Raw genomic sequence first — 24,722 nt, 5'->3', positions numbered from 1 at the left:
CATTTATCAAAAAATTTCATAGGGGACACTATTAAAGTTACTTATATATATATCTATACTATTACCAACCTCGTTTTGTATATATTCTTTCAAGCATGGTAATATTACTTTTTCAGTATCATAATGATTTGCATCTATTAATGACAACCCTAAGCTTAAAGCCAATTGTGCTTCATGGTATTTTATATCTCCAGTTACCAGTACATCTGCTCCTTTTTTCGAAGCTATTTTAATAAAATCAGAACCACTCCCACCACAAACTGCTACTTTTCTTATCTCTTTATTTACATCACCTATTACTTTGATAAACTTGCAATCAAGCTTTTCTTTAACATATTTTGCAAAACTACCTAAAGTAGCAGCATTTTGTAAATCACCGATTCTACCATAACCATAATCATACCCTTTATTATTTAGAGGGTAAATATCATAAGCTACTTCTTCATAAGGATGTATTTTTAGCATATTTTCTACAACTTTATCCAGAATATTATCTGGTACTATAGTTTCAATTCTTATTTCTTCTACTACTTCTACTTTCCCTTCAGTACCTATAAAAGGATTTGTCCCCTCTCTAGGCATAAAAGTACCAAACCCGTCAATATTAAATGTACAATGACTATAATTTCCTATCCATCCACCTCCACTTTCAGTTATTGCATCTCTAACCTTTTCTACATGTGTTTTAGGAACAAATACTACTAACTTGTACAACTTTTCTTCATATAATTTACTTAATATCCTTGTATTTCTTAACTGCAGTATATTAGCTAAAACATCATTTACACCGTCTTTGCATACATCTAAATTTGTATGAGCGCTATAAACAGATATATCGTGTTTTATAATATCATAAAGCATTTTCCCTTTAGTGTCATTTAGAGTAATTTTAGATATAGGATTGAATAGAATTGGATGGTGAGAAATTATTAAACCAACATTTTTTCTTATAGCCTCTTGAACTACTTCTTCAGTAACATCTAATGTTAGCATAATCGCTTTTACATTATTATTAATATTACCAATTTGAAAACCACAATTATCCCACTTATCAATTAGCTTACTAGGAGCTATTTTCTCCATTATGTCTAATATTTCTTTAATAATCAATGGATTTTAATACCTCCTTCAATTTTTCATATTTTCTCTTTGTTATGTTTAATTTTTCTTGTGCTTTTATCGACTCATTTACCTTTATCTTTTGTAGTATATCTTCTGTCTCTCTTAACTTTTTGTAAACCAGCTCTTTTAATAACGGGTCTTTATTCTTTATCAATTTTTTACCTATCTCATAGTAGATCTCATCCTCAACACTATCCTTACCATGACCTACTAACATAACTTCATATATTTTGTCTCCCTCTTTAACTAACTTTTCATCAATAATTTTATAATTATGTTTAACTAAATACTTTCTTAATTCATCAGATGCAATCATAGGCTGTAGGATAAAATTATCTATTGTTTCAGCGATTTCACTTCCGTCTTCAAGTATCTTTTTAATTAGTAAACCTCCCATACCAGCTATAATAACAGTATCTACTTCATTTGGCTTTAATGTTCTTAATCCATCACCTAATCTTAAATCTATCTTATGATTTAATTTTTTCAAATCTACATATTTTCTAGCGCTTTCAAGTGGCCCCTTATTAACATCTGAAGCAATAACGCTCTTGGAAATATTGTTTTCAATAAGATATACAGGTATATAACCATGATCTGTACCAATATCTGCAACAGAAGAATTATTATTAACATAATCAGCTATTACTTTAAGTCTTGGTGATAACTTCATAAACCTTCTCCTTTTATCTATATTTACTTTTACATATACTAATCCTTATTTATATTATACCATTACTATTTTAATTTACTTAAAAAATATATTAAAAACCGTTATTATTGGGAAAACTATTACTGAGGTGTTGACCATGAATCGTAAACCAAATAAAATTAAAAACTTTTATGACATTCCTACCTTTTCTTGGGGTAGTACAACGCTTAATTGGCAAAAAGAAGCCGAAGAATTAAAAGACTATATTAATGAAAAAAAAGATGATATAGAACCTAAAAATTCTAAAAAACACTATTATTTAAGGGATCAAAATTAAAGATTCGCCATTGGCGAATCTTTAATTTTATTCTAAAAAGTCTTTTAACTTTTTGCTTCTACTTGGATGTCTTAACTTTCTTAAAGCTTTCGCTTCTATTTGTCTAATTCTTTCTCTAGTTACATCAAATTCTCTACCAACTTCTTCTAATGTACGAGCTCTACCGTCTTCAAGCCCAAACCTTAGGATTAAAACCTTCTGCTCTCTAGGCGTTAACGTATCTAACACTTCTACTAACTGTTCTTTAAGTAAAGTAAATGTAGCTGCTTCAGAAGGTGCTTGTGCATCATCATCAGGAATGAAATCTCCAAGATGACTATCTTCTTCTTCACCAATTGGTGTTTCTAATGAAACAGGTTCTTGAGCTATTTTTAATATCTCTCTAACTTTTTCTTCCTCTAAATTCATCTCTTTAGCAATTTCTTCTGGAGTAGGTTCTCTTCCTAGAGTTTGTAGTAATTGTCTAGAAACTCTAATTAGTTTATTTATTGTTTCAACCATATGAACAGGTATTCTAATAGTTCTGGCTTGATCTGCTATAGCTCTAGTAATTGCCTGTCTTATCCACCATGTAGCATAAGTACTAAATTTATAGCCTTTTCTATAATCAAACTTTTCAACTGCTTTTATAAGTCCTAAATTACCTTCTTGTATTAAATCTAAAAAGAGCATCCCTCTACCAACATATCTTTTTGCTATACTTACTACTAATCTCAAATTCGCTTCGATTAATCTTTTCTTTGCTAATTCATCACCCTGTTCCATTCTTTTAGCCAATTCAATTTCTTCTTCTGCTGTAAGTAGTGGTACTTTTCCTATTTCCTTTAAATACATTCTAACAGGATCATCTACACTAATTCCTTTAGGCAAAGATAAATCTTCTTCTGTAATTTCCTGTATTTCTTCTTTTTCTAGTAATATTTCATCCTCTTTATCTCCAACTATATCTATACCCATTTCCTCTAAACCTTGATATATCTCATCTATTTGCTCTGAGTCAATATCTATCTCCTCTAATGTATCCATAATTTCTTTATATGTTAACATCCCCTGCTTTTTACCTTTTTCAATTAACTTTTTCATAGTATTTATTTTTACGTCTTTTTCTTTATCTTTTCCTTTGCTCATTTAGTTCCCTCCCTTCAGCTAAAACAAACAGTGTAGTTTTAAAGCTTTGTCTAACTTCATTAGCTCTAAACATAACTCCTTTAATTTTTCTTCCTCTCCTTCACTTATAACTTTCTTAGATTCTATAAGTTTTATCTCTTCTTTTATTTGTTTTCTTTTTATCTTCAACTTGTAATAATTTATTTTCTTCAAATAATCATATACAGCCTTATCTCTTTCACTTTCCTCAAAATTTATTTCAATCGCCAGAACTTCATTTACTTTATCTGATTCAGAATCTGAAAAGTTATTGATAAGCTCTTGTTTAATTATTTTCCTACCCTCTTTATAGCTATCGTAAACTATTTCTGCAATTTTTCTATTTATTGGATCAAGAAAATCGTCTGGCGAAAAATTGTCTTTAATTTTTTCGTATATATATTCGTTATTAATTAATAAATTTAAAAGGCTTTTTTCTGCAGTTAAATGACCAGGTTCCAAAATATTCTGTACTGGAACAATCTTACTTTTATTATTATTTCTATAATTCGTATTTATATACTTGTCCTTTAATCCTGTTTTAATACCTTTTACTCCAAAGATTTCTTTTCTTATAGCGTCAACAGAAATATTTGTTTCATCAGAAACTCTATTAATGTATACATCTCTTTCAACAGGGCTTGATATGGTTTTTATATTCTGTGATATATTCTTTATAAAATCCACCTTTCCTTGAACAGTATTTATATCAAACTTTTTTCTGTAAAATAATATTTTAAAATCAATATAATCTAATGCAGTATCAAATAGTTTTTCAAATGACTCCTTTCCAAATCTATTAATATATTCATCTGGGTCTAAACCCTCAGGCAAAACTATAACTCTAGGCTTAAACCCTATTTTTTTAAGTAAATCTAATGCTTTATTAGATGCTTTTAATCCTGCATCGTCTGAATCATAACAAATATAAATACTATTGTTCCATCTCTTTAGCATTTTACCTTGATTTTCTGTAAAAGCTGTACCAAGAGACGCTACACTATAAACAATGCCCTTATTATATAAGGAAATAACATCCATGTAACCTTCAACTAATAAAATTTTATCTATTTTTGAATTTTTATATACTAAATTTAATCCAAATAAATTGTTACCTTTAGAAAACACAAGAGTATCTGGAGAATTCAAATACTTAGGTACAGAATCATCTAATACTCTACCACCAAAGCCTATAACTTTACCTCTTGTGTTTACTATAGGAAACATAACTCTATCTCTAAACCTGTCATAAAAACCATTTTTATTTTGCCTTTCAATAATTAGACCAGCTTGAAGTAGTTCTTCTTCCTTATAGCCCTTAGATACTAGATATTTTAATAAATCATCCCATGCTGAATTAGCATATCCAAGACCAAAAGCTTTTATAGTATTATCAGAAACACCTCTTTTTCTAAAATAACTATACCCCTTGCTATTTCCCCTTAAATTATAGTAAAAATATCTAGCTGCTTCTCGATTTATTTGATAGAGTCTATTTTTTTTTCTTTCTAGTTCAACATTCTTTTTCATATCACTTTCATCAATTTCAATACCTGCTCTATCAGCCAACAGCTTAATAGCCTCTTTAAAGTCTAGGTTTTCATATTTCATTATAAAAGTAATTACATCACCACCTACTCCACATCCAAAGCAATGAAAAATCTGCTTTGAAGGTGATACAACAAAAGAAGGCGTTTTTTCATTATGAAAAGGACATAGTGCTTTATAGTTAGCGCCAGTTCTTTTTACACTAATGTATTGCGAAATAACTCCTACTATTTCATTTTTTTCTCTTATCTCTTGAATTAAATCTTCATTCAAGGAGTTTGACATAAATATCACCTTTTTTAATACTATTCGTCAAAAATAGACTTTTTTCCTTCCCCTAAAACAAAAAAACTCTTTTAGAATGGAAATATATTGTAAAAACTTAAGCATTTTTTGTGGCAGGTTTTAATTATTCGACATATATCGATATATTCCTTCCTATTAAAAAAATTTTTTCTAAAATTTTATTTGTGTTTTATGGTTTGATTTGATTTTTATTGAAGTTTTAGTATTTTATACTATTTATTTTTGCCACGGACGAGGAACAAAAATATCTTTAAAAACTCTAATTGCATATCTGTCAGTCATACCAGCAATATAATCACATACTATTTCTTCTTTAGTTCTCTGAATAGCTTCATGTTGTTTTCTATGCTCAACAGGTATTTTTTCGAAATTCTTAATATAATATTCATAAAGCTGTTCTATTATGAATTTCGCTTTATCCTCTTCTGATTTCGCTTTTTTATTCAAATAAACATTTTGGAACATAAAATCTCTAAGTTTATTAGTATAGTAACTAATTTGTTCACTCATTTTTATATCGTTTTTTTCATAACTATTTTTTATAATATCCACTATCATTGTATTTATTCTTTCTCCATGTGTAAAACCTAACACTTTTATACAGTCTTTTGGTAAGTCCTTCTCAGATATTATTTTAGCTCTTAGTGAATCGTCAATGTCATGATTTATATAAGCTATTCTATCAGCTATCTTTACTATCTTCCCTTCTAAGGTAGTAGGAGCTTTATCGCCTGTATGATTTAAAATACCATCTCTTACTTCATGCGTTAGATTTAAACCCGGCTTCCCATTATGAAGTTCTAAATAATCAACTACCTTCAAACTTTGTTCATTGTGTCTAAATCCTTTTGAGAAGATTTCATTTAAAACCTGTTCTCCTTTATGCCCAAAAGGTGTATGCCCTAAATCATGCCCTAAAGCAATAGCTTCCGCTAAATCCTCATTTAATCTTAACGCCCTTGCTAAAGTTCTAGAAATTTGCGCTACCTCTAACGTATGAGTAAGCCTTGTCCTATAATGATCTCCTTCTGGTGCAATAAAAACTTGAGTTTTATACTTAAGTCTACGAAATGCCTTTGAATGGACTATTCTATCTCTATCTCTTTGAAACTCAGTTCTAATAGTACACTTTTTTTCTTCAAATCTTCTTTTAGATTTAGAACTCAAAGCGGCATATTTTGAAAGAATATTTCTTTCTAATTCTTCTGTTCTCAATCTTATATTCATCAGGCATCACCTTTTATTATTTTTTCGAAGATTTATAAAGCTATTATTTAATATATACAACATATACAAGTATAATCCTTCTATTTTATTTCTTTAAAAACTAGCTTTTTAATAAATTCAAAGTAGAATATTATTTTTTAAGTTTTGAAAAAATAATAAGAGTGCTTAAAAATAGCACTCCTTAAACTCTTAACAAGTTGTTCACCTTAATAATCTCCATAATTATGTTCGCACTTTCTTCAACTGCTTTATTTGATACATCAATTACAACACAGCCTAATTTTTTCATTATCTTCTCTGAATATTCAAGTTCTTTGAGTATTCTATCCATGCTAGCATAACTTGCAGTATTGCTTAAGCCTAATGCCTTTAATCTCTCTTTTCTTATTTCATTTAATTTTATAGGATTTGCAGTAAGTCCTATTATCTTTTTAGGATCGATTTCAAATAATTCTTTTGGTGGAGATACTTCTGGTACTAAAGGTATATTAGCTACCCTTATATTCTTATGAGCTAAATACATACTAAGAGGAGTTTTAGAAGTTCGTGATATACCTACAAGAACAATATCTGCTAACTTAATACCTCTTGTATCTTTTCCATCATCATATTTTACTGCAAATTCAATAGCTTCTACTTTTCTAAAATACTTTTCATCTAGTTTTCTAATAAGTCCTGGTTCTCTTTTTGGCTCATGTCCAACAACATTTTTTACTGCATTTATTACCGGTGTCATTAAATCAATTGCTTGTATGTTATATTTTTTTGCATTTTCAAGTATAAAATTCTTTAATTTCTCAATAACTATTGTAAAAACAATTATACAGTTTTTGTCTTTAGCTTCATCAAAAATTTCGATTATTTGTTCCTCTTCTGTGATATATGGAAATCTTTTGATATTATATTTTCCTGAATTAAATTGACTTATAGCTGCTCTAGCGACTTGTTCACCAGTTTCACCTATCGAATCTGATAAAACATATACAACCATTTCTTTTTCCATTTAACTACCCCCTAGCGATTTTTAGCTAAATCAACAAATATTTTTGTAATATTTGTTTTTGAAATCCTACCTACAACTTTGTATCCTTTGACTCCATCGACATCAGCATCTTCTACAACAGGAAGACTATCAACTTGGTGTTCTATTATTTTTTCAGCAGCTTCAATAATGTTTTCTTCTGGTCTTACAACAACTATGTTAGGCATTCTAGTCATTATTACTCCAACAGGTATTTTATTTATATCCATTCCACCTATGGCACTCTTAAGAAAATCCTTTCTTGAAACTACGCCAACAAGTAATCCTTTCGAAACTACATAAACCGTACCTACATCTTCTAAAAAAAGAGTCACTATTGCATCATAAACTGTAGTCGATTCATCAACGACAACAGGCAAAGACTTAATATCATTTACTTTAATTTCTTTCATATAATCCTTATAAAAATCTAAATTAGACTTCCCAGAATAGAAATAACCTACCTTAGGTCTAGCTTCTAAAACACCTGACATTGTAAGTATAGCTAAATCCGGTCTAAGAGTAGCTCTAGTTAAATTTAACTTTTTTGCAATTGCTTCACTTGTTATAGGTTGATTTTTCTTAACTATATCAATTATCTGATTTTGCCTTTCAGTATATTGAATAACACTCACCTCTTTTCAAACAGGAATGTTTACTATATTTTATCAAATAGTCTTTTTAAGATAAAGCCCACCTATTGGTGGACTTTATTATAGTTATTTTATAACAATTTTTGATAAGTCACAAATCGAAAGCATCATATCTGATATTTTCTTAATTAAACCTAACCTATTATTTTTTATATCTTCATCCTCAACCATAACCATAACATTATCAAAGAAATTATCTATCGGTTCTTTCAAATTGATAAGAGTATCTAAAGCTTTATCATACTCTCTTTTTCTTAGGTGCTCATTAACTTTATCTTTTATACTAATATAAACTCTATATAAATCACGTTCCTTATCTTCAATTAATAATTCTTCATTAAGTATATCAGAACTTGCTTTTTTAGCTAGTTTAGTAACTCTATTAAAAGCAGCTATAATATCACTTAATTCTTCTTTATTTATCCATTTATTAAGTTCTTCTGCCCTAATATAAAGCTCAGTTATATTGTCTAAACCAGTAGATATAACTGCGTCTACTACATCATATCTTATACCCATTTCTATAAACAGATTTCTTATTCTTATTTTAAAGAAATCTAATATTTCTTCTTTAACTTTCTCTTTATCAAATTCTAATCCTTTTGAATCTTTATATATAGTTAATGCATAATCTATAAATTCCCCTAATGAAATGTGTAAATTTTTATCCAATATAATATTGATTATACCAAGTGATTGTCTTCTCAATCCATATGGGTCTTGAGAACCTGTTGGTTGTATACCAATTGCAAAGCATCCTGCTATTGTATCAATTTTATCAGCTATACTTAATATGGCACCAGCAGTAGTTGTAGGTAATTCATCATTTGCAAACCTAGGTAAATAATGCTCATAGATAGCTAAACTAACTATTTCGTTTTCTCCAGATATCTTACCGTACTCTCTTCCCATAACTCCTTGTAGTTCAGTAAATTCATAAACCATTTTAGTTACCAAGTCAGCTTTTGAAAGATAAGCAGCTCTCTTTGCATCTTTTTTAGTTTCTTCTCCTACTTCTAGATAATCACTTATTCTTTCTGCTAATTCTACAAGTCTAGTAGTTTTCTCATACATAGTTCCTAATTTATCTTGAAAAACAATATTTTTAAGCTCTTCTACATAGTCCTCAAGAGGTCTTTTTATATCTTCGTTATAGAAGAATTTAGCGTCTTCTAATCTTGCTTCTAATACTTTTTCGTTACCTTTCGTTACAATATCCAAATATTCTTCATTACCATTCCTCACAGCAACAAAGTATGGCATCAATCTACCCTTATCATCTACAACAGGATAGTACCTTTGATGTTCTTTCATTGGAGTAGTAATAACTTCCATAGGTAATTTTAAATATTCTTCTTTAATTCTTCCTAACAAAGGTGTTGGGTACTCAACTATATATGTTAGTTCCTCTAAAAGTTCTAAATCTTCTAATATATTGCCGCCTTTACTTTTAACTAACCTATCACAGCCATGTTTTATTAAACTTTTTCTTTCCTCTTGGTCAACAATAACATAGTTTTCTCTTAACTTATCAATATATTCATCAACACTACTAATTTCTATTTCTTTTTTTCCTAAAAATCTGTGCCCTTTTGTTCTATTTGATACTAAAATATCATCTAAATCAAATTCTACAATCTCATTTTCTAATAATGATACTATCCACCTTATAGGTCTAGCAAATCTAAAGCTTTTTCCTCCCCATCTCATAGATTTAGGGAAGTTTATAGATTTTATAAGAGTTGGAATGTTATCTTTTAGTACTTCTCTAATATTCTTCCCTTGTACAATTTTATTTACATATACATAGTCTTCTCCATTATATTCTTTTATAATAACATCTTCAGGATTAACTCCCTGTCCCTTAGAAAAACCAATTAGCGCTTTTGTGGGATTACCGTCTTTATCATAAGCAATTCTCTTTGCAGGTCCTTTCACTAATTCGTGTAAATCTTCTTGTTTTTCATTAAGGCCGTATATAATAGCTACTAATCTTCTTGGTGTACCGTAAACTTTAATATCTTCGAAATCTATTCTCTCATCTTTAAACAAATTTTCAAACTTCTGTTTTAATTGACTAATCGTTTGTTCCATAAATCTTGCAGGTATTTCTTCTACACCTATCTCTAATAGGTACTTATATGTCATTTCTAGCACCTCCTTTTAATAGTGGAAATCCAAGTTCTTGCCTTTTTTCGATATATTTTGCTGCCACAAGTTTGGCTAAATTTCTAACTCTTCCAATGAAGCTAGTTCTCTCTGCTACACTAATAGCACCTCTAGCATCTAATACGTTAAAAGTATGTGAACATTTTAATACAAAATCGTAAGCTGGTAAAACGAGTCCCTTTTCTATTAATTTTTTAGCTTGTTCTTCATATGTATTAAATAAATTTAAAAGTACATTTATATCAGCTTCTTCAAAACTATATACAGAGTGCTCATATTCAGCCTGTTTGAAGATTTTACCATACTTTACTCCATCTACCCATTCAATATCAAATATATTGTCCACATCTTGTAAATACATTGCAATTCTTTCTAATCCATAAGTTATTTCAGCAGATTCTAATTCACAATTTATACTACCTATTTGTTGGAAATATGTAAACTGAGTAATTTCCATACCATCTAACCAAACTTCCCATCCTAAGCCCCATGCACCTAAAGTTGGAGCTTCCCAATTATCCTCAACAAACCTTATATCGTGCTTTAATGGATCAATCCCTATTGCTTTAAGACTTTCTAAATATAGTTCTTGAACATTTTCTGGAGACGGTTTTAATATAACTTGAAGTTGATGGTGTTGATATACCCTATTAGGATTTTCACCATATCTAGCATCTGCTGGTCTTCTTGAAGGCTCTACATATGCTACTTTCCAAGGTTCTGGACCTAAAGCTCTTAAAAATGTTTGTGGATTCATTGTTCCTGCACCTTTTTCAATATCATATGGTTGAACAACTATACATCCTTTATCTCCCCAATACTTTAGCAGAGTCATTATCAAGTCTTGAAACTTCATCATCATTCCTCCCTATTAGTTAAATGTAAAATAAAAAACCTTTCATCCCCTCATAGTATAGGGACGAAAGGTTACTTCCGCGGTTCCACCCTATTTGATGCCATTTGGCATCCTCTTTAAAAGAATGCTCAGAAGCGCCCTTCATCAACGGATTATACTGGGCTTCCACCGTCCCCAGCTCGCTTAAATAATGCCTATTGACTACTCCTCTTCATCATAGCATTTTTATACTTTTGTTAAACATAATTTAGCAAATTATTATTTGTTTGTCAATATTATTCTTGTATATCATCTTTAGTATTATATTCTTCTTTTTTCTCTCTTCTTGCAACTTTTTTTACATTTTCAACTGTTTTCTCTGCTAAATCGTTTATATTTACTACTTCTCCATTTTCTTTTACTATCTCTATAGTACATTTTGATAAAAAGGCAGCTGTTAACCCAAAAATAGTTGCAGGAGGCGCTAATAAAGCACCAATAGCTCCAGCTGTAACAGGAATATTCATTATTATTTCTCCATCTTTCTTAAGCTGTATCTTTGTTACATTACCTTTTCTTATTGATTCTCTTAACTTTTCTAATAATTCATCACCTTTATTGGTAATGTTTTGGGACCATGATTTTTGATTTTCTTCTATATATATTAGAGCTTCAACAACATCACCATTGCATTTTTCTAATATTTCTTTAGCCTCTTTATAACTAATTCCTGTCCTTTCTCTAAGCAAGTCAATTTTTTCCAATGTTATTTCCATAGAACATCCCTCCATTATCCTTCAATAGAATCTAAAAAATCAAGAGTTTTAAAACTCTTTCTATCAGTATATTCCTTCAAATAATTTATTATAATTTCTTTAAGCCTAAACATAGTAGCGTCATCTATTCTCATTTTATCTAACTTATCTAATTCAGTATACATAAGGAACTCCATAGCTTTTAAAATATCCTTACTTATAGTATACCCTTCATAATCTTTTTGTTTACAACTTTCACAAAGAATGCCACCACTTTTTATGCTAAACACAATATTATTCTCAGGTTTATTATTGCACAGAATGCAGGTTCTTACATTTGGTTTATATCCTATAAAACTTATGTATTTTAATTCAAAAGCACGCGCTAACTTTGAATAATTACCTTTCAAGTCTCCTAAAACCTTTAATGTTTTAATAAGTAGATCAAATAAAACGGGAATAGGATGTTCTTCAATTGTTGCACAGTCTACAAGCTCTAAAAAATATGTTGCGTATGCTAATTTATATATATCTTCCCTCAATGAATAAAATGTATCTACTATTTCACCACTATTTATGTGATAAAAATTTTTACCCTTATACAAAATAAACTTGCTATAGCTAAAGACTTGAGAACAAGATATTAAAGGGCTCTTTTGTCTTCTCGCACCTTTAGCTATAGCTTGAATCTTACCATTCTCTCTTGTATATATTGTAAGTATTTTATCCCACTCATGGTATTTAGTTTGACGTAAAACTATTCCCTCAATATTAAATAACATTATACACCTCTATATAACAATCCTAATTTCTTCATTACCTTTATTTTTCTTTAATTTAAAATCAATTTTCTCACATTCTTTACAATACATAAAAGCATTTATGTTACCTGTAGCCTGAAAAACTTTCCACATTTCGTTTCTTAACATTTTATGTCCCTCCTCAATGTGGTTCTATGTGTAATATTGTGTTTAATATACTGTTTTTTATACTTTGTAAATTATAGTATTAAAGGAAAAATGAAAACAAAATGTGGTTTTTCAAAACTACTTGTAACCAAGCTGCCTTAGAAGATTTTCTTTTTCTCTCCAGTCTTTCTTTACTTTAACCCAAATATCTAAATAAACCTTACTACCTAATAATCTTTCAATATCAATTCGGGCTTCTTTACCTATTGCTTTTAATTTTTTCCCACCCTTACCAATTATTATACCTTTATGCGACTCTCTTTCGCAATATATTGTAGCGTTTACATCTATAATATCTTTATCCTCTCTTTTTCTTACTAAATCAGTTTCTACAGCAATCCCATGTGGAACTTCTTGCTCTAGATTATGAAGAGCTTTTTCTCTAATGATTTCTGCAATAATTAATCTTTCAGGTTGATCAGTAATCATATCTTCTGGGAAATATTTAGGTCCCTCAGGCAAATACTCCTTAATAGCTTTAAGGAATTTATCTATACCAGCTCCATTTAGTGCTGAAATAGGAATTATATCTTCAAAGATACCTAAGCTCTTATAATTTTCAATTATAAGTTCTACATCACTACTTTTTATTCTATCAATCTTATTTATTAATAATATTTTTGGTGTTTTTATATTTTTTATTTGTTCTAAAATATAATTATCTCCAGGTCCAATCTTCAAACTATTATCAACCATTAAAACTACAACATCTACCTCATTAAGTGTATCTTTAGCTACCTTAACCATGTATTCACCTAATTTATTTTTAGGCTTATGAATACCGGGTGTGTCTAAGAATATTACTTGATAATCGTCTTCTGTATAAACACATTGTATTTTATTTCTAGTCGTTTGAGGTTTATTTGAAATAATACTTATTTTTTCTCCTATAATATAGTTTAATAAGGTTGATTTACCAACATTAGGTCTTCCAATTACTGATACAAAACCTGATTTATAACTCATATTATTCCCTCCCAATTTCAATATTTAAATCTTCAGGGCCAAAGCTGTGAGGAAATAGTTCTTCTAAATCATATTCTTTATAATCATCTTCAGATTTTGCAACAATAATTTTCATATTTTTACCAAATTCTCTTATAACTTGTCTGCATACCCCACAAGGGTAAGTGTACGTTTTAGAGTCTGCAACTATTGCTATTGCTACAAACTCTCTATCTCCTTCAGATACCGCTTTAAATATGGCAGTTCTCTCTGCACAATTAGTTGGAGTATATGAAGCAGATTCTATATTACAACCTGTATATATTTTACCATCTTTCGTCAATAATGCTGCTCCTACATGGAAATTTGAATATGGTGCATAAGATTTTTCTTTTGCTTCTAACGCCTTTTTTATAAGTTGTCTTTTGTCCATAAATTTACCTCCTATTCAATAGTTACTCTAGTATTAGGCTTAACTACTTGAATCCAAGTATTACCTGGATTTAGTTTTATTCTATTACCTGATAAGTCGAAATATAAAGTCTTACTTCCCCTAGTTTTTTTCTCCCAAATTATATCTATAGCTTTTCCATTAGTAATATAAATACCTTTACCTTTTCCTACAAGCTCAATATCAAGTCTACCATAACTATCTATTACTTTTGTTTTTGCTCTTTGTATAATTATATTCTTAGCTGTTACAATAGCTTTATCTAGTTCATCTACATGAAGTTTACCATCTTTATATCTTTTATATACTCTATTTTCCTCATCATAAACATATTTAGTAGTATTGTTATCAAAATATTCTATTTTAACAGTATTAGCTTGAATACCATCTAAATTAATATCTTCCTTATTAAATTCAAATGCTTCGAAATTCCCTTTGAATCTATATTTACGTTCTTTTTGTGTTCTTCTAATAACCTCCATACTTGTATATAAGTTATGTGGTTTTCTCTTGCCTGTCTTATTATATCTCCAAAATACTCTTTTAGAGCTAGTTAAAGCATCTATATCTGCTATCTTTAATTTCTTTACATCTGCTTTTGCAGCTTCACTACCTCCACACCTTACATATACAGGGTCATACTCTAGTAAAGTAGTTATAAAATAAGGTCTGGCACTTCTTACAGGTCCTATAAGTTCTGGTTCATTCAGTAAAAACAAAGCCATATATCTAGTATATTTACCTTCTACTAAAAATTCATAAACTATTTCTGCCTGACTTATACCTGACTGCCACCTAGCTCTTGGATGATTATCATACATAACTGCTACAGGTCTTCTTAAAACTTTTTCTTTTGGAGCATAAATACCACTCAAAGGAGACTGCATTAAATCATCTGCTTTGTTAGTATTATTATCCTCACTCTTATCACTTATTATATTTTCTTTTTTATTCTCTTGATTTTCTTTAATATCTTCTTCTTTTATTTTTTCGTCCTCATTATTATTTTCTTCTTTAACTATAATGGGTTTTGGAGTAGTTGCATTTTTTTGGCTACATCCAAATAGCGAACTTATTATTACAATTATTACTATGAAAAGCAAACCCATTCTCTTGTGCATTTTCATTCCTCCCGTGTTTACTTTGTTTCTGGAGTCACTAACCCACCAGATACAATTAGCTTTATAGCTTCCTCTACATCCATATCTAAATAAGTAACTTTATCTTTAGGAACTATAATGAACATACCTGAAGTTGGATTTGGAGTAGTTGGTATAAATAAACTTACACACTCAGCTTTTGTCTTTTGAGATATTTCCTTTGGCGATTCTGATGTTATAAATCCAATAGTATATACTCCTTCTTTAGGATATTCAACTAAAACAGCTTTTTTAAAAGCATCATTTTTATTTAGAAACAATGTATCTACAATTTGTTTAATTGAAATGTAAATAGTCTTAACCAACGGAATTTTTATAATAATCTTCTCTGTAAAATGCAGTATTTTCTTACCAAAATAATTTCTTGCTATAATACCTATTACAAAAATAATAGTAAAAGTTAATATAATTCCAACACCAGGAACTTCAATACCAAGTAAACCTTTAAGAGGTGTATTAAAAAGGTTATCTATAAAACTGAAAAACAAATACATTATATAAAGACTTCCGGCTATAGGTAATACTATCAAAAATCCTGTTATGAAAATATTTCTAATTCCTCTTAACATTTTACCTCCACTTCCTTAATATATTTCTTAATTAGTTTCTTATCATTAACCAATAAACTGAAACACCAATACCGTCAAAAGTATTCCTAATAAAGCACCAAAAAATACTTGAAAAGTCGAATGAATTTCCCCTTCAATTCTACTTTGCCCTACTAAAAATGCTATAAGAAAACTCAATGTTGTAACTAAAGTATTTTCTCCAATAAAAGTTATTGCTGTTGCTGTAGCAAATGCAACAGCAGCATGTCCACTAACTAAACCTCCTTTAAAAGGCGTACCTGTATTTGTTAATGTTTTTACGTATATAGTAATAATAAGAACTAGAAAAATACTTATAAAAGTTAAATGTATAGGTGAATTTTTAATCTTTACAATAATTAAACTCGTATAAGGATTAACTCTATCAAACAACAATAAATATGCTACAACTACTGAATTTATTGCTGAAATCAGTACTGCACCTGCTGCTACATTTTTTGCAATCTCTGCTAATGGGTGATAATCATCAGTAATTAAATCTATTGTTTTTTCAATTGATGTATTAATCATCTCTGCAATTATTACCAGGGAAATAGCAAATATCAATAACAATAATTCAGTTCTAGAAAAGTTAAAAAAAAGACTAAGGAACAATACTAAAAAAGCAGCTATAAAATGAATTTTCATGTTCCTTTGAGTCTTTAGTGTATAAATTATTCCAGAAACTGCGTAATTAAAACTATCTATTAACCTTCTAACTTTCATTACCAACACCAACCGTTAATTGTTTTCAGTTTTAAAAATCTTTAAGCGTTTCATTACTTCCTTTTCCTTTTGTCTCATTTCTAATTTCTCTTCTTCTGTTTCATGATCATATCCCATAAGATGGAACATACTATGAGCCGTTAAATACGCGACTTCTCTCTTAAAAGAATGACCAAATTCAACTGATTGCTGTAAAGCTCTTTCAGCTGAAATCACAATATCTCCTAAAATCGGTGTATAATCTTGGTCTATTATATCATCTTCCATCGGAAAAGATAACACATCTGTAGGACTATCCTTTCCTCTATATTCTCTATTTAATTGTCTTATTTCTTCATTATCAACAAATGAAACACTAATCTCATAATTAGTACTCAAACCTTCTAACTTAAAGCATTCAAGAATAACGTTTTTGACAGCTTCTTTAACATCTTCTTCAATAACCACTTTATCCTGTCTGTTATCAATTAGTAGCTCCATTAAGTTTTCCTCCCTTAAGTTCATCTAAATCAAGTTTAGGATACTCAATTCTTTCATGGAATATTCCTAAAAGTATATTTAAAAATGAACTTGCAATAGTATCTAAATCCCTTAAAGTTAAATCACACTCGTCTAATTGCCCATCATTTAATTTATTCTTGATTATCTCTCTCACTAAACCTTCTATCTTACCTTTTGTTGGCTCTCTCATAGACCTTACAGCTGCTTCTACAGAATCAGCTAGCATAATAATAGCTGCTTCCTTTGTCTGTGGTTTAGGTCCACCATATCTAAAACTCTCTTCCTGAACACGCTCCGAATTTTCACTTTTTAGTGCTTTATGATAAAAATATGCAACAAGAGTATCCCCATGATGTTGTTTAATAATATCTATTATTATTGAAGGTATTTTAAACTTTCTTGCCATTTCAGCTCCATCTTTTACATGATTAGTTATTATTAAAGTACTTAAGCTCGGATTAATCTTGTCATGAGGATTTTCTGAATTCAACTGATTTTCTTTAAAGAAATAAGGTCTCTTTAATTTACCCACATCATGAAAATATGCACCAGCTCTAGCTACTAATGGACTAGCTCCTACAGCTTCAGCAGCTGATTCGCTTAAATTTCCAACTATTATACTATGATGATAAGTTCCAGGTGCTTCTAATAACAATCTTTTTAATAATGGGTGATTTGGATTGCAAAGCTCCAATAATTTTAGTGGCGTTACAATACCAAATATACTTTCCCATAACGGAAGTGAACCAATTGTTAAAATGGCACTAAATATTCCGTTAAGAACCCCGTACATAACTTTATTTAATAACAAAATAACCTCTGTATCTATTATTAAACCAAATGCAAGTATAGTCAATAAATTAGTTGCACTAACTATCAAACCTGTCAAAAATATATTATGTCTTTGGTATGAATTTATTACTCCAACAGCTCCAACAGAGCCTCCTATAAGAGACATTACAATAATATTTACATCATTTCCTGTAACAATACCTATCATTATAGTTAGTACACAGTTAATTAATATAGCTAACTTAGGATTTACAAGTATTGAAATCAACATAGTAGCTGCCGAAATAGGTACTAAATATCCTGAAATACCATATATACTTTTTGAAATTATTATTGTAGCCAGTATAATAATGGATAAAATTGTTAAAAATTTTGTACTCTCTAAAATCTCTCTATTAAATATATACAGATAAGCTACTATAACTAACTCTAGTAGTACAACTATAAGCAATGCTCCTATAATTAAACTATAATCAGGACCATCACTTTCTTTAAGCAAACCTGCCTTTTTTATTAATTCTAAAGTCTTTACATCAATTTTCTCGCCTTTTCTAATGATAAGCTGTCCTTCTTTCACAATAACAGGTTCTACAGAACTAGCTGCTTCTTGTTGTTTTTGTCTTGTAGTTTCAAAATCTAAAAATCTATTCGGTTTGATAGTATTATTTACAATATTTATTCCTAGTGCTTTTAGACTATCTGAAAGACTATCTAAACTATTGAAAATCTTTTTTACATTTTCTTTTTCATACTCTAACTCTTCCTGTTTTATACCTGTTCCCATAATTTGGGCTACTATATCATATATATTACTCTCAAGCATTTTTAACTCTTCATTATCAGCACTCATAATCGCTGAATAGTCATTCTCAGATAAACTGATATTTGACTGCTGTTTTAGCAATGAAATTTTCATATTTATATTTAAATCTTCATAACTTTTCAAATTATAAACAAGTTCAAAAAACTGTTTTATTTCATTTTTTACTTTTACTTGAATTGTTGGATCTATCTTATGCCTTGGTTCAACACTATCTATAGCCTTTTCTTTCAACTGATTTGTAGTTATCTCATCCACTATATCTTTAGTAGCTATTATATCTACTGGAGCAATATCTCCAACACTCACACTAATTTTTTCAGGTGCTATACTATCTACTACTATTAATAAGAGTAATACAGTAAATACTAAAGCAATAAATATTTGTTTAATAAGTCGATTTTTAAAGATTTTAAATATACGACTGGCAAAAAGTTTGTCCAGTCTTTCTTTACTAGAATCTAGCATGGAATTCCCTCCATACGTATTAATTATTTTTGTTTCTTTCTATTTTCAAATTTATCATATGCCTCTATAATTCTTTGAACTAATTGATGTCTAACAACATCTTGTTTTCCTAAATAGATAAACTCTATGCCTTTTATGCCTTCCAGTATCTGTGATACTTGTTTTAAACCAGAAGGTTTCCCATTAGGCAAATCTATTTGCGTAATATCTCCAGTTATTATCGCTTTTGATCCAAATCCCAATCTGGTTAAAAACATCTTCATTTGTTCTGGAGTAGTATTTTGTGCTTCGTCTAGTATTATAAAGGAAGAATCTAATGTTCTACCTCTCATATAAGCTAATGGTGCTACTTCAATAAGACCTTTTTCCATATACTTCATATACGTTTCAGCACCTAATATATCAAAAAGTGCATCGTATAAAGGTCTTAAATATGGATCTACTTTGTCTTGTAAATCTCCAGGCAAAAATCCTAATTTTTCTCCTGCTTCAACAGCTGGTCTAGTTAGTATTATTCTATTTACTTCTTTATTTTTAAAAGCAGTTGTTGCCATAGCCATAGCCAAATATGTCTTACCAGTACCAGCAGGTCCAATACAAAATACTACATCATTTTCTTTTATAGCGTTAATATATCTTTTCTGACCTAAAGTTTTTGGCTTAATACTCTTACCACTTGCTGTAATACATACAGTTTCATCTAAGAGTTCTTTTATCTTATCCTCATTTCCTTCATATATTAGCTGTATTGCATATCTTATTCTTTGTTTTGTTAATCTACCTTCACTCTTTATCATTTCTATTAATTTTGTTACTAATTTCTCAGCAATAGAAATATTAGGCTCTTGACCAATAATTCTTATTTCACCCTGTCTAGATACAATATCAACACTAAACTCTTTTTCTATAATCTTAATGTTTTCATCAAGATTACCATATAGTTCCATTATAAAATCGTTATCTTCTACTTTAACTCTTTTTTCAAATATTTCTCTTTCCAATATTATCCTCCCAACTATTATTGTACTTTAAACTAATGTATTTTTTGTTTCTCACCAATCTCTTCAATTACTTCAATACTAACTCTTGTAACAAGAATGTTATCTTCAATTGAGTAATTAACATCTTTTGATACAACTTTTGCACCTTCAGGTAATTCGTCCATAATCATTTGTACACCTTTTACAGATTGCATTTTCTTTAATGCATCTATATTCTGTTTTACTTTAATAATTTCAACTTCTTTATACTTATGAATTACAATTTCCAAAGGTAATTCATGACCTAAAATCCTAATCAGTTTTTTACTTTTCTTATCTTCAATATAATTTTTATAAGGTATTTCATTATTATTTAAAAGTAAACTATAATTACCTACCTTAATTTCTCTAACCAAGTAATAATTTCCTGTTTCTTCCTCAACTTTTTTTATAATAGGTTCTTCTAACTCTTTCACATACAATGTTTTCCCTAAAACAGTACCATCAGAGTGTACTAATAAAGGATTTTCAAGTTTTTCATCTTCAATTATACCTGAAATTAAAACTTGACCTTTCTTTACAATGTCACCCTTTTCTACAATACTTTTTCCATTTTTTGCTATAATCTTTACAATAACTGCTTTTTTCTTAGCAACAATATTGCATGGTACATCTTCTTTTATAGCAGGTGGTATAACATCTCTCTCCTTAACCTCTACTAGCAGTTTTGTACCTATTATCTCCATATTGACAAATGATATATTTTCAATATCTCTCAGTATGTTTCTTTTCAATTCAGGTATATCTACTTCTGACTTTGAAATTCCTGGCTTAACATCCATTTTTGCTAAATAATCAATTATAAGTTTTCTATCTATATTCTTATTGCCTATTATCTCTATTTCCCAGATAAAAGAAGTTAAAAAAACTATTATCCCTACTGCTATAGCAAATCCAAATGCTAACATCTTTCTATACTTTAATTTATGGACTAAAAAAGGGAAGCCTTTTTTCTCTATAATATAGACTCTACAGCCAACTCTCCTAACTACTTCCCTCAAAGCCTTAAAGCCTTTCAATCCTACTTTTGCTTCTAAAGTTGTATAATCATATCTTACAATATCCCATAAATATATTCCTTTAGCTATAGAAAGATTAATAAATCTCTCCAAAGTAAGTCCTTCAATCTTAATAATAACATATCCACGAAAATAATTCCATATTCTTATAACTAGCATTAACTACACCTCTCAGCTTATAAATTCGACTATTTCAATTTCCCCCACTACTATAACTTCTTCAGTAACAATAGTCCTGATTGTTAAATCCTTGCCAATAATCCTTAGTATACCAATATTTGTATTAATACGAATTCTTTGTTTACTGTATTCAATAATTCCTTTATGATTCTCTATATATAATTGTAAATTGCCTATCAATGTAATCTTAGGCAAATCCAGAACTATGTCTTTTGGTAGTTCTAATATATCTGATATAGTTGATTTAATATTATCTACCTTTCTTTTCACAAAAAGCCCTCCTTATATAAAAAAGTTATGCTAGTTATTATACATGTATTACAAGTATTTAGGTGCTGGGTACTTGGTACTTGGTACTGGATACTGGGTACTAGGTACTAGATTAAAATGTAAAATTAGTTAAAGTCAATAATTAATAGTAGGATATAGGCAAAAAAGTTGCGGGCTATTTGCCCGCAACTTTTATCTTAAGCTCTTTGGTTTTGATAATATCTCAGACATGATTATACCCTTGACTATATCATCTGAGCTGAAATCTATTGTAAATACAGATTCATCATTTATTTCATTTCGTTTAATAATATCATCAGTTTTATTGTCTATCTTTTCTTTATCTTTTTTCTTAATTTCTTCAACATAAGTCTCAGTTTTTTGGATTGCTTCAGAATATTCTTCATTAGCAAAATCAATATATTCTATTTCATTCATTTCAATATATTCTTCATGTATAGTCTGTGTGTCATGCTGTATATTTCGTTTAGGTATCTGATTTTCATAATAACCTCTATTATTCTTTCTTTCCCTATTTATTTTTTCTTTATCAGACATACTCTTTAATATTAATGGTATCAACATTACAAATGCAACTTTTAGAATACCTGCAAAAAATTCCATATTAACACATCCTCAAATGTTACTTATTTGTAGGATTATCTTTTTCGTCTGTTTTGCTCATCTTTGCTATAGCATCTCTCATACTTGTATCTGCTAAAATATTTTTCATATTATAATAATCCATCACACCAAGCTTTCCTTCTCTTAAAGCCTTAGCCAATGCCAATGGTACCTCTGCTTCAGCTTCAACTACTTTAGCTCTCATAGCCTGTACTTCAGCTTTCATTTCCTGCTCTCTCGCAACAGCCATAGCTCTTCTTTCCTCTGCTTTAGCCTGAGCTATTCTCTTATCTGCTTCAGCTTGGTCAGTTTGAAGTTTAGCACCTATATTTCTACCAACATCTACATCAGCTATATCTATAGATAATATTTCAAATGCTGTACCAGCATCAAGACCTTTTTCAAGTACAGTCATAGATATTTTATCAGGATTTTCCAATACTTCTTTATGAGTAGTGGCACTACCTACAGTTGTAACAATACCTTCTCCTACTCTAGCTATAATAGTCTCTTCACCTGCACCACCAACTAATCTCTCTATATTTGCTCTAACTGTAACTCTAGCTTTAACCATAACTTCTATACCATTTTTCGCAACAGCTGAAACCTTTGGTGTCTCAATTACTTTAGGATTAACACTAACCTGTACAGCTTCTAAAACATTTCTACCTGCTAAGTCTATAGCTGCAGCTCTTTCAAATTCTAGTGGAATATTTGCTCTTTGTGCTGCAATTAAAGCATCAACAACACTATCTACATCTCCACCTGCTAAGTAGTGAGCTTCAAGCTTATCAACTCCTAAATCCAATCCAGCTTTTGTAGCTTTAATCATTGGATTTACAATTCTAGAAGGTATAACTCTTCTAAGCCTCATACCTACAAGTGTAAAAATCCCTATTCTTACTCCTGAAAAATAAGCTGTAATCCAAAGACCCACAGGTACAAAACTAAAAAATATCGTTAAAAAGAAAATAACTACAACAGCAATAATAATTATTGAAACTAAACTTGTCATTAAAAATACCCTCCTTAAAAATTATATTTTCTTAACAACAACTCTTGGTCCTTCAACTTTAATTACTTTAACTCTAGCTCCCTTTTCTATAAAAGCACCTTCAGAAACAGCATCAACCCTATTTCCTTCTATATCTATAATTCCTGCTGGCCTAAGTAAAGATATAGCTATTCCTTCCTTACCTACATATTCTTTCTTAGATTCAACCCCTATATAACCTTTTTCATTGTTTTGCTTTGTCCTCAATACTATCTTGTCTAAATAAGGACTTCTTTGACCGTATTTTACCAAAAGTACAGTAACTAAAACTGTCAATATGATAGCTATACCCAGTGAAACCACTGCACTTTCTACAGATCCAGAAGTCAATACTATACTTATAATGATACAAATTATTCCACCTATTCCTGGTATTCCAAACCCAGGTATAGCAGCTTCTATTAGCAGCAAAGCTATACCAGCTAAAAATATTATAACTACACCCCATCCAGAGTTGCCAGCTATAATATTACCTCCAAAATATAATGAAAATGAAATTAAACTCAATGTTCCACCTACACCAAAACCTGGTGTAAACATCTCAATAACAAAACCTAAAAATCCAAGTGAAATAAGTAGTATACCTACATATGGATTAGTTAGATATTTGGCTATATTTGTTCTTAAATCAGTATTTATCTTTATAACTTTATTGTAATCAATATTGAAATAATTTAACATATCATCATAATCATTAGATACATAATCAGCAAATCCTAATTGCTTAGCTTCTTTATAGTTTAGATTTAATAACTCTCCTTTTTTTACTAGTCCTTTTATTTCAATATCCTTATCAGCCATAGCAGCTACCAGTTCTTTATCTCTTCCTCTTTGTTCTGCAACAGTTTTTAGAGTACTTATCCACATTGACATAATTTTTTCTGTATTCGGTATCGTTTCAGCAGAACCTATAGTAGAACCTTCTGCCATAACTATTTTCTCTCCAGCTATAGTAATAAGAACTCCAGCGGACTCCGCTTTAGTATTTACAAACGAAATAGTCGGTATATCAATATTTATAATCACGTCCTTAATATCTATAGCCTTATCTATAAAACCACCATATGTATCTATTTCAAATATTATCGCAGCAGGTCGGTATTTAGAAACTTCTTCAACCTGTGTTTTTACAAACTGGTATGTGGCCTTATTTATCTCCCCCTTTACTGGTATTACATATACATCATTTCCTTTATCTGAATATGCTGAAATTGAACCTAATACTAAAATTAATAAAATAAAAAAAGCTGCTACCTTTCTTAATTTCAATTTTTCACCTCCCTTGTTTAAATTATAACATAACAGTTATTAATATGTTTCGTATATACCCTGGAATTCAACTTTCA

26 protein-coding genes and 1 other annotated feature are annotated in these 24,722 nt (G+C 29.6%); of the genes, 1 reads left to right on the top strand and 25 read right to left on the bottom strand.

The annotated features are described in order from the left end of the window. Window positions 1-6 precede the first annotated feature (6 nt). On the bottom strand, window positions 7-1,110 hold the full coding sequence (locus tag TR13x_RS01015; protein ID WP_082394729.1) for a Nif3-like dinuclear metal center hexameric protein: 1,104 nt from the start codon (window positions 1,108-1,110) through the stop codon (window positions 7-9). Further along, complete coding sequence (locus TR13x_RS01010) at window positions 1,100-1,795, bottom strand: class I SAM-dependent methyltransferase (RefSeq protein WP_054870018.1); 696 nt, start codon at window positions 1,793-1,795, stop codon at window positions 1,100-1,102. The genes TR13x_RS01015 and TR13x_RS01010 overlap by 11 nt, the downstream gene beginning before the upstream one ends. Window positions 1,796-1,931: 136 nt before the next feature. On the opposite strand from TR13x_RS01010, the gene TR13x_RS01005 reads away from it, so the two are divergent. After that, window positions 1,932-2,111, top strand: a complete 180-nt coding sequence (locus TR13x_RS01005; protein WP_054870017.1) for a hypothetical protein — start codon at window positions 1,932-1,934, stop codon at window positions 2,109-2,111. 27 nt (window positions 2,112-2,138) lie between these two features. On the opposite strand, the gene rpoD is transcribed toward TR13x_RS01005, so the two are convergent. The 23 genes from rpoD to TR13x_RS00895 all read right to left on the bottom strand — a co-directional run bounded on the left by rpoD (window position 2,139) and on the right by TR13x_RS00895 (window position 24,645). Then, a complete protein-coding gene (gene rpoD / locus TR13x_RS01000; protein WP_054870016.1) occupies window positions 2,139-3,239 on the bottom strand; it encodes an RNA polymerase sigma factor RpoD in 1,101 nt (366 codons plus the stop codon). A gap of 18 nt (window positions 3,240-3,257) precedes the next feature. Next, the gene (gene dnaG, locus TR13x_RS00995; protein WP_054870015.1) at window positions 3,258-5,090 is read right to left on the bottom strand and encodes a DNA primase; all 1,833 of its coding nucleotides are present in this window, start codon (window positions 5,088-5,090) and stop codon (window positions 3,258-3,260) included. Between the two features lie 237 nt (window positions 5,091-5,327). Continuing rightward, complete coding sequence (locus TR13x_RS00990; protein WP_054870014.1) at window positions 5,328-6,338, bottom strand: deoxyguanosinetriphosphate triphosphohydrolase; 1,011 nt, start codon at window positions 6,336-6,338, stop codon at window positions 5,328-5,330. Window positions 6,339-6,519: 181 nt separating this feature from the next. Further along, complete coding sequence (locus TR13x_RS00985; protein ID WP_054870013.1) at window positions 6,520-7,341, bottom strand: pyruvate, water dikinase regulatory protein; 822 nt, start codon at window positions 7,339-7,341, stop codon at window positions 6,520-6,522. A gap of 11 nt (window positions 7,342-7,352) precedes the next feature. After that, window positions 7,353-7,994 carry a helix-turn-helix transcriptional regulator gene (locus tag TR13x_RS00980; RefSeq protein WP_054870012.1) on the bottom strand — a complete coding sequence of 214 codons (642 nt, stop codon included), beginning with the start codon at window positions 7,992-7,994 and terminating at the stop codon, window positions 7,353-7,355. An 84-nt stretch (window positions 7,995-8,078) separates the two neighbouring features. Beyond that, on the bottom strand, window positions 8,079-10,160 hold the full coding sequence (gene glyS / locus TR13x_RS00975; RefSeq protein WP_054870011.1) for a glycine--tRNA ligase subunit beta: 2,082 nt from the start codon (window positions 10,158-10,160) through the stop codon (window positions 8,079-8,081). Next, window positions 10,150-11,037, bottom strand: a complete 888-nt coding sequence (gene glyQ / locus TR13x_RS00970) for a glycine--tRNA ligase subunit alpha (protein ID WP_054870010.1) — start codon at window positions 11,035-11,037, stop codon at window positions 10,150-10,152. The genes glyS and glyQ overlap by 11 nt, the downstream gene beginning before the upstream one ends. A 56-nt stretch (window positions 11,038-11,093) precedes the next feature. Then, window positions 11,094-11,264: a binding site (T-box leader), on the bottom strand. A 48-nt stretch (window positions 11,265-11,312) separates the two neighbouring features. After that, window positions 11,313-11,792 carry a DUF4342 domain-containing protein gene (locus tag TR13x_RS00965; protein WP_054870009.1) on the bottom strand — a complete coding sequence of 160 codons (480 nt, stop codon included), beginning with the start codon at window positions 11,790-11,792 and terminating at the stop codon, window positions 11,313-11,315. Window positions 11,793-11,806: 14 nt separating this feature from the next. After that, a complete protein-coding gene (gene recO, locus TR13x_RS00960; protein ID WP_054870008.1) occupies window positions 11,807-12,553 on the bottom strand; it encodes a DNA repair protein RecO in 747 nt (248 codons plus the stop codon). 9 nt (window positions 12,554-12,562) lie between these two features. Continuing rightward, entirely contained in the window at window positions 12,563-12,700 is a 138-nt protein-coding gene (locus TR13x_RS10860) for a YqzL family protein (protein WP_082394728.1), read from the bottom strand. 117 nt (window positions 12,701-12,817) lie between these two features. Further along, entirely contained in the window at window positions 12,818-13,705 is an 888-nt protein-coding gene (era, locus tag TR13x_RS00955) for a GTPase Era (RefSeq protein WP_054870007.1), read from the bottom strand. Between the two features lies 1 nt (window position 13,706). Continuing rightward, a complete protein-coding gene (locus tag TR13x_RS00950; protein ID WP_054870006.1) occupies window positions 13,707-14,117 on the bottom strand; it encodes a cytidine deaminase in 411 nt (136 codons plus the stop codon). A gap of 11 nt (window positions 14,118-14,128) precedes the next feature. Continuing rightward, window positions 14,129-15,256, bottom strand: a complete 1,128-nt coding sequence (locus TR13x_RS00945; RefSeq protein ID WP_054870005.1) for a DUF3048 domain-containing protein — start codon at window positions 15,254-15,256, stop codon at window positions 14,129-14,131. A 17-nt stretch (window positions 15,257-15,273) separates the two neighbouring features. Further along, on the bottom strand, window positions 15,274-15,864 hold the full coding sequence (locus TR13x_RS00940; protein WP_054870004.1) for a DUF502 domain-containing protein: 591 nt from the start codon (window positions 15,862-15,864) through the stop codon (window positions 15,274-15,276). A gap of 45 nt (window positions 15,865-15,909) precedes the next feature. Beyond that, window positions 15,910-16,608, bottom strand: coding sequence for a diacylglycerol kinase (locus tag TR13x_RS00935; protein ID WP_054870003.1), 699 nt, complete (start codon window positions 16,606-16,608; stop codon window positions 15,910-15,912). A 15-nt stretch (window positions 16,609-16,623) separates the two neighbouring features. Beyond that, window positions 16,624-17,088: an rRNA maturation RNase YbeY gene (ybeY, locus tag TR13x_RS00930; protein WP_054870002.1), complete on the bottom strand. Its 465-nt coding sequence runs from the start codon at window positions 17,086-17,088 to the stop codon at window positions 16,624-16,626. Then, entirely contained in the window at window positions 17,072-19,189 is a 2,118-nt protein-coding gene (locus TR13x_RS00925; RefSeq protein ID WP_054870001.1) for an HD family phosphohydrolase, read from the bottom strand. Before TR13x_RS00925 ends, ybeY begins: the two co-directional genes overlap by 17 nt. A 23-nt stretch (window positions 19,190-19,212) precedes the next feature. After that, a complete protein-coding gene (locus TR13x_RS00920; RefSeq protein WP_054870441.1) occupies window positions 19,213-20,136 on the bottom strand; it encodes a PhoH family protein in 924 nt (307 codons plus the stop codon). 86 nt (window positions 20,137-20,222) lie between these two features. After that, window positions 20,223-21,407 (bottom strand): sporulation protein YqfD, encoded by a 1,185-nt coding sequence (gene yqfD / locus TR13x_RS00915; protein ID WP_054870000.1) that lies wholly within the window; start codon window positions 21,405-21,407, stop codon window positions 20,223-20,225. Between the two features lie 12 nt (window positions 21,408-21,419). Next, a complete protein-coding gene (gene yqfC, locus TR13x_RS00910; protein WP_054869999.1) occupies window positions 21,420-21,698 on the bottom strand; it encodes a sporulation protein YqfC in 279 nt (92 codons plus the stop codon). A 192-nt stretch (window positions 21,699-21,890) separates the two neighbouring features. Then, complete coding sequence (locus tag TR13x_RS00905; RefSeq protein ID WP_054869998.1) at window positions 21,891-22,322, bottom strand: hypothetical protein; 432 nt, start codon at window positions 22,320-22,322, stop codon at window positions 21,891-21,893. A 19-nt stretch (window positions 22,323-22,341) separates the two neighbouring features. Further along, entirely contained in the window at window positions 22,342-23,337 is a 996-nt protein-coding gene (gene floA / locus TR13x_RS00900; protein WP_054869997.1) for a flotillin-like protein FloA, read from the bottom strand. Window positions 23,338-23,358: 21 nt separating this feature from the next. Further along, window positions 23,359-24,645: a nodulation protein NfeD gene (locus tag TR13x_RS00895; protein ID WP_054869996.1), complete on the bottom strand. Its 1,287-nt coding sequence runs from the start codon at window positions 24,643-24,645 to the stop codon at window positions 23,359-23,361. Window positions 24,646-24,722: the final 77 nt, after the last annotated feature.

The organism is Caloranaerobacter sp. TR13 (assembly GCF_001316435.1).
Classification (GTDB): domain Bacteria; phylum Bacillota; class Clostridia; order Tissierellales; family Thermohalobacteraceae; genus Caloranaerobacter.
This window is presented reverse-complemented; position numbering and strand designations above follow the sequence as displayed.

Coding starts and splice junctions, on each gene's coding strand:
- TR13x_RS00965 (WP_054870009.1), bottom strand. CDS start 11,792: ATGGAAATAACATTGGAAAAAATTGACTTGCTTAGAGAAAGGACAGGA.
- glyQ (WP_054870010.1), bottom strand. CDS start 11,037: ATGAAGTTTCAAGACTTGATAATGACTCTGCTAAAGTATTGGGGAGAT.
- TR13x_RS01005 (WP_054870017.1), top strand. CDS start 1,932: ATGAATCGTAAACCAAATAAAATTAAAAACTTTTATGACATTCCTACC.
- ybeY (WP_054870002.1), bottom strand. CDS start 17,088: ATGGAGCTACTAATTGATAACAGACAGGATAAAGTGGTTATTGAAGAA.
- TR13x_RS00940 (WP_054870004.1), bottom strand. CDS start 15,864: ATGTTAAGAGGAATTAGAAATATTTTCATAACAGGATTTTTGATAGTA.
- TR13x_RS00950 (WP_054870006.1), bottom strand. CDS start 14,117: ATGGACAAAAGACAACTTATAAAAAAGGCGTTAGAAGCAAAAGAAAAA.
- rpoD (WP_054870016.1), bottom strand. CDS start 3,239: ATGAGCAAAGGAAAAGATAAAGAAAAAGACGTAAAAATAAATACTATG.
- yqfD (WP_054870000.1), bottom strand. CDS start 21,407: ATGCTAGTTATAAGAATATGGAATTATTTTCGTGGATATGTTATTATT.
- TR13x_RS00920 (WP_054870441.1), bottom strand. CDS start 20,136: ATGGAACTATATGGTAATCTTGATGAAAACATTAAGATTATAGAAAAA.
- TR13x_RS00935 (WP_054870003.1), bottom strand. CDS start 16,608: ATGAAAGTTAGAAGGTTAATAGATAGTTTTAATTACGCAGTTTCTGGA.
- era (WP_054870007.1), bottom strand. CDS start 13,705: ATGAGTTATAAATCAGGTTTTGTATCAGTAATTGGAAGACCTAATGTT.
- floA (WP_054869997.1), bottom strand. CDS start 23,337: ATGACAAGTTTAGTTTCAATAATTATTATTGCTGTTGTAGTTATTTTC.
- glyS (WP_054870011.1), bottom strand. CDS start 10,160: ATGACATATAAGTACCTATTAGAGATAGGTGTAGAAGAAATACCTGCA.
- TR13x_RS00945 (WP_054870005.1), bottom strand. CDS start 15,256: ATGCACAAGAGAATGGGTTTGCTTTTCATAGTAATAATTGTAATAATA.
- TR13x_RS00925 (WP_054870001.1), bottom strand. CDS start 19,189: ATGCTAGATTCTAGTAAAGAAAGACTGGACAAACTTTTTGCCAGTCGT.
- TR13x_RS00985 (WP_054870013.1), bottom strand. CDS start 7,341: ATGGAAAAAGAAATGGTTGTATATGTTTTATCAGATTCGATAGGTGAA.
- dnaG (WP_054870015.1), bottom strand. CDS start 5,090: ATGTCAAACTCCTTGAATGAAGATTTAATTCAAGAGATAAGAGAAAAA.
- TR13x_RS00905 (WP_054869998.1), bottom strand. CDS start 22,322: ATGGAATTTTTTGCAGGTATTCTAAAAGTTGCATTTGTAATGTTGATA.
- recO (WP_054870008.1), bottom strand. CDS start 12,553: ATGTTATTTAATATTGAGGGAATAGTTTTACGTCAAACTAAATACCAT.
- TR13x_RS00990 (WP_054870014.1), bottom strand. CDS start 6,338: ATGAATATAAGATTGAGAACAGAAGAATTAGAAAGAAATATTCTTTCA.
- TR13x_RS10860 (WP_082394728.1), bottom strand. CDS start 12,700: ATGTTAAGAAACGAAATGTGGAAAGTTTTTCAGGCTACAGGTAACATA.
- TR13x_RS01010 (WP_054870018.1), bottom strand. CDS start 1,795: ATGAAGTTATCACCAAGACTTAAAGTAATAGCTGATTATGTTAATAAT.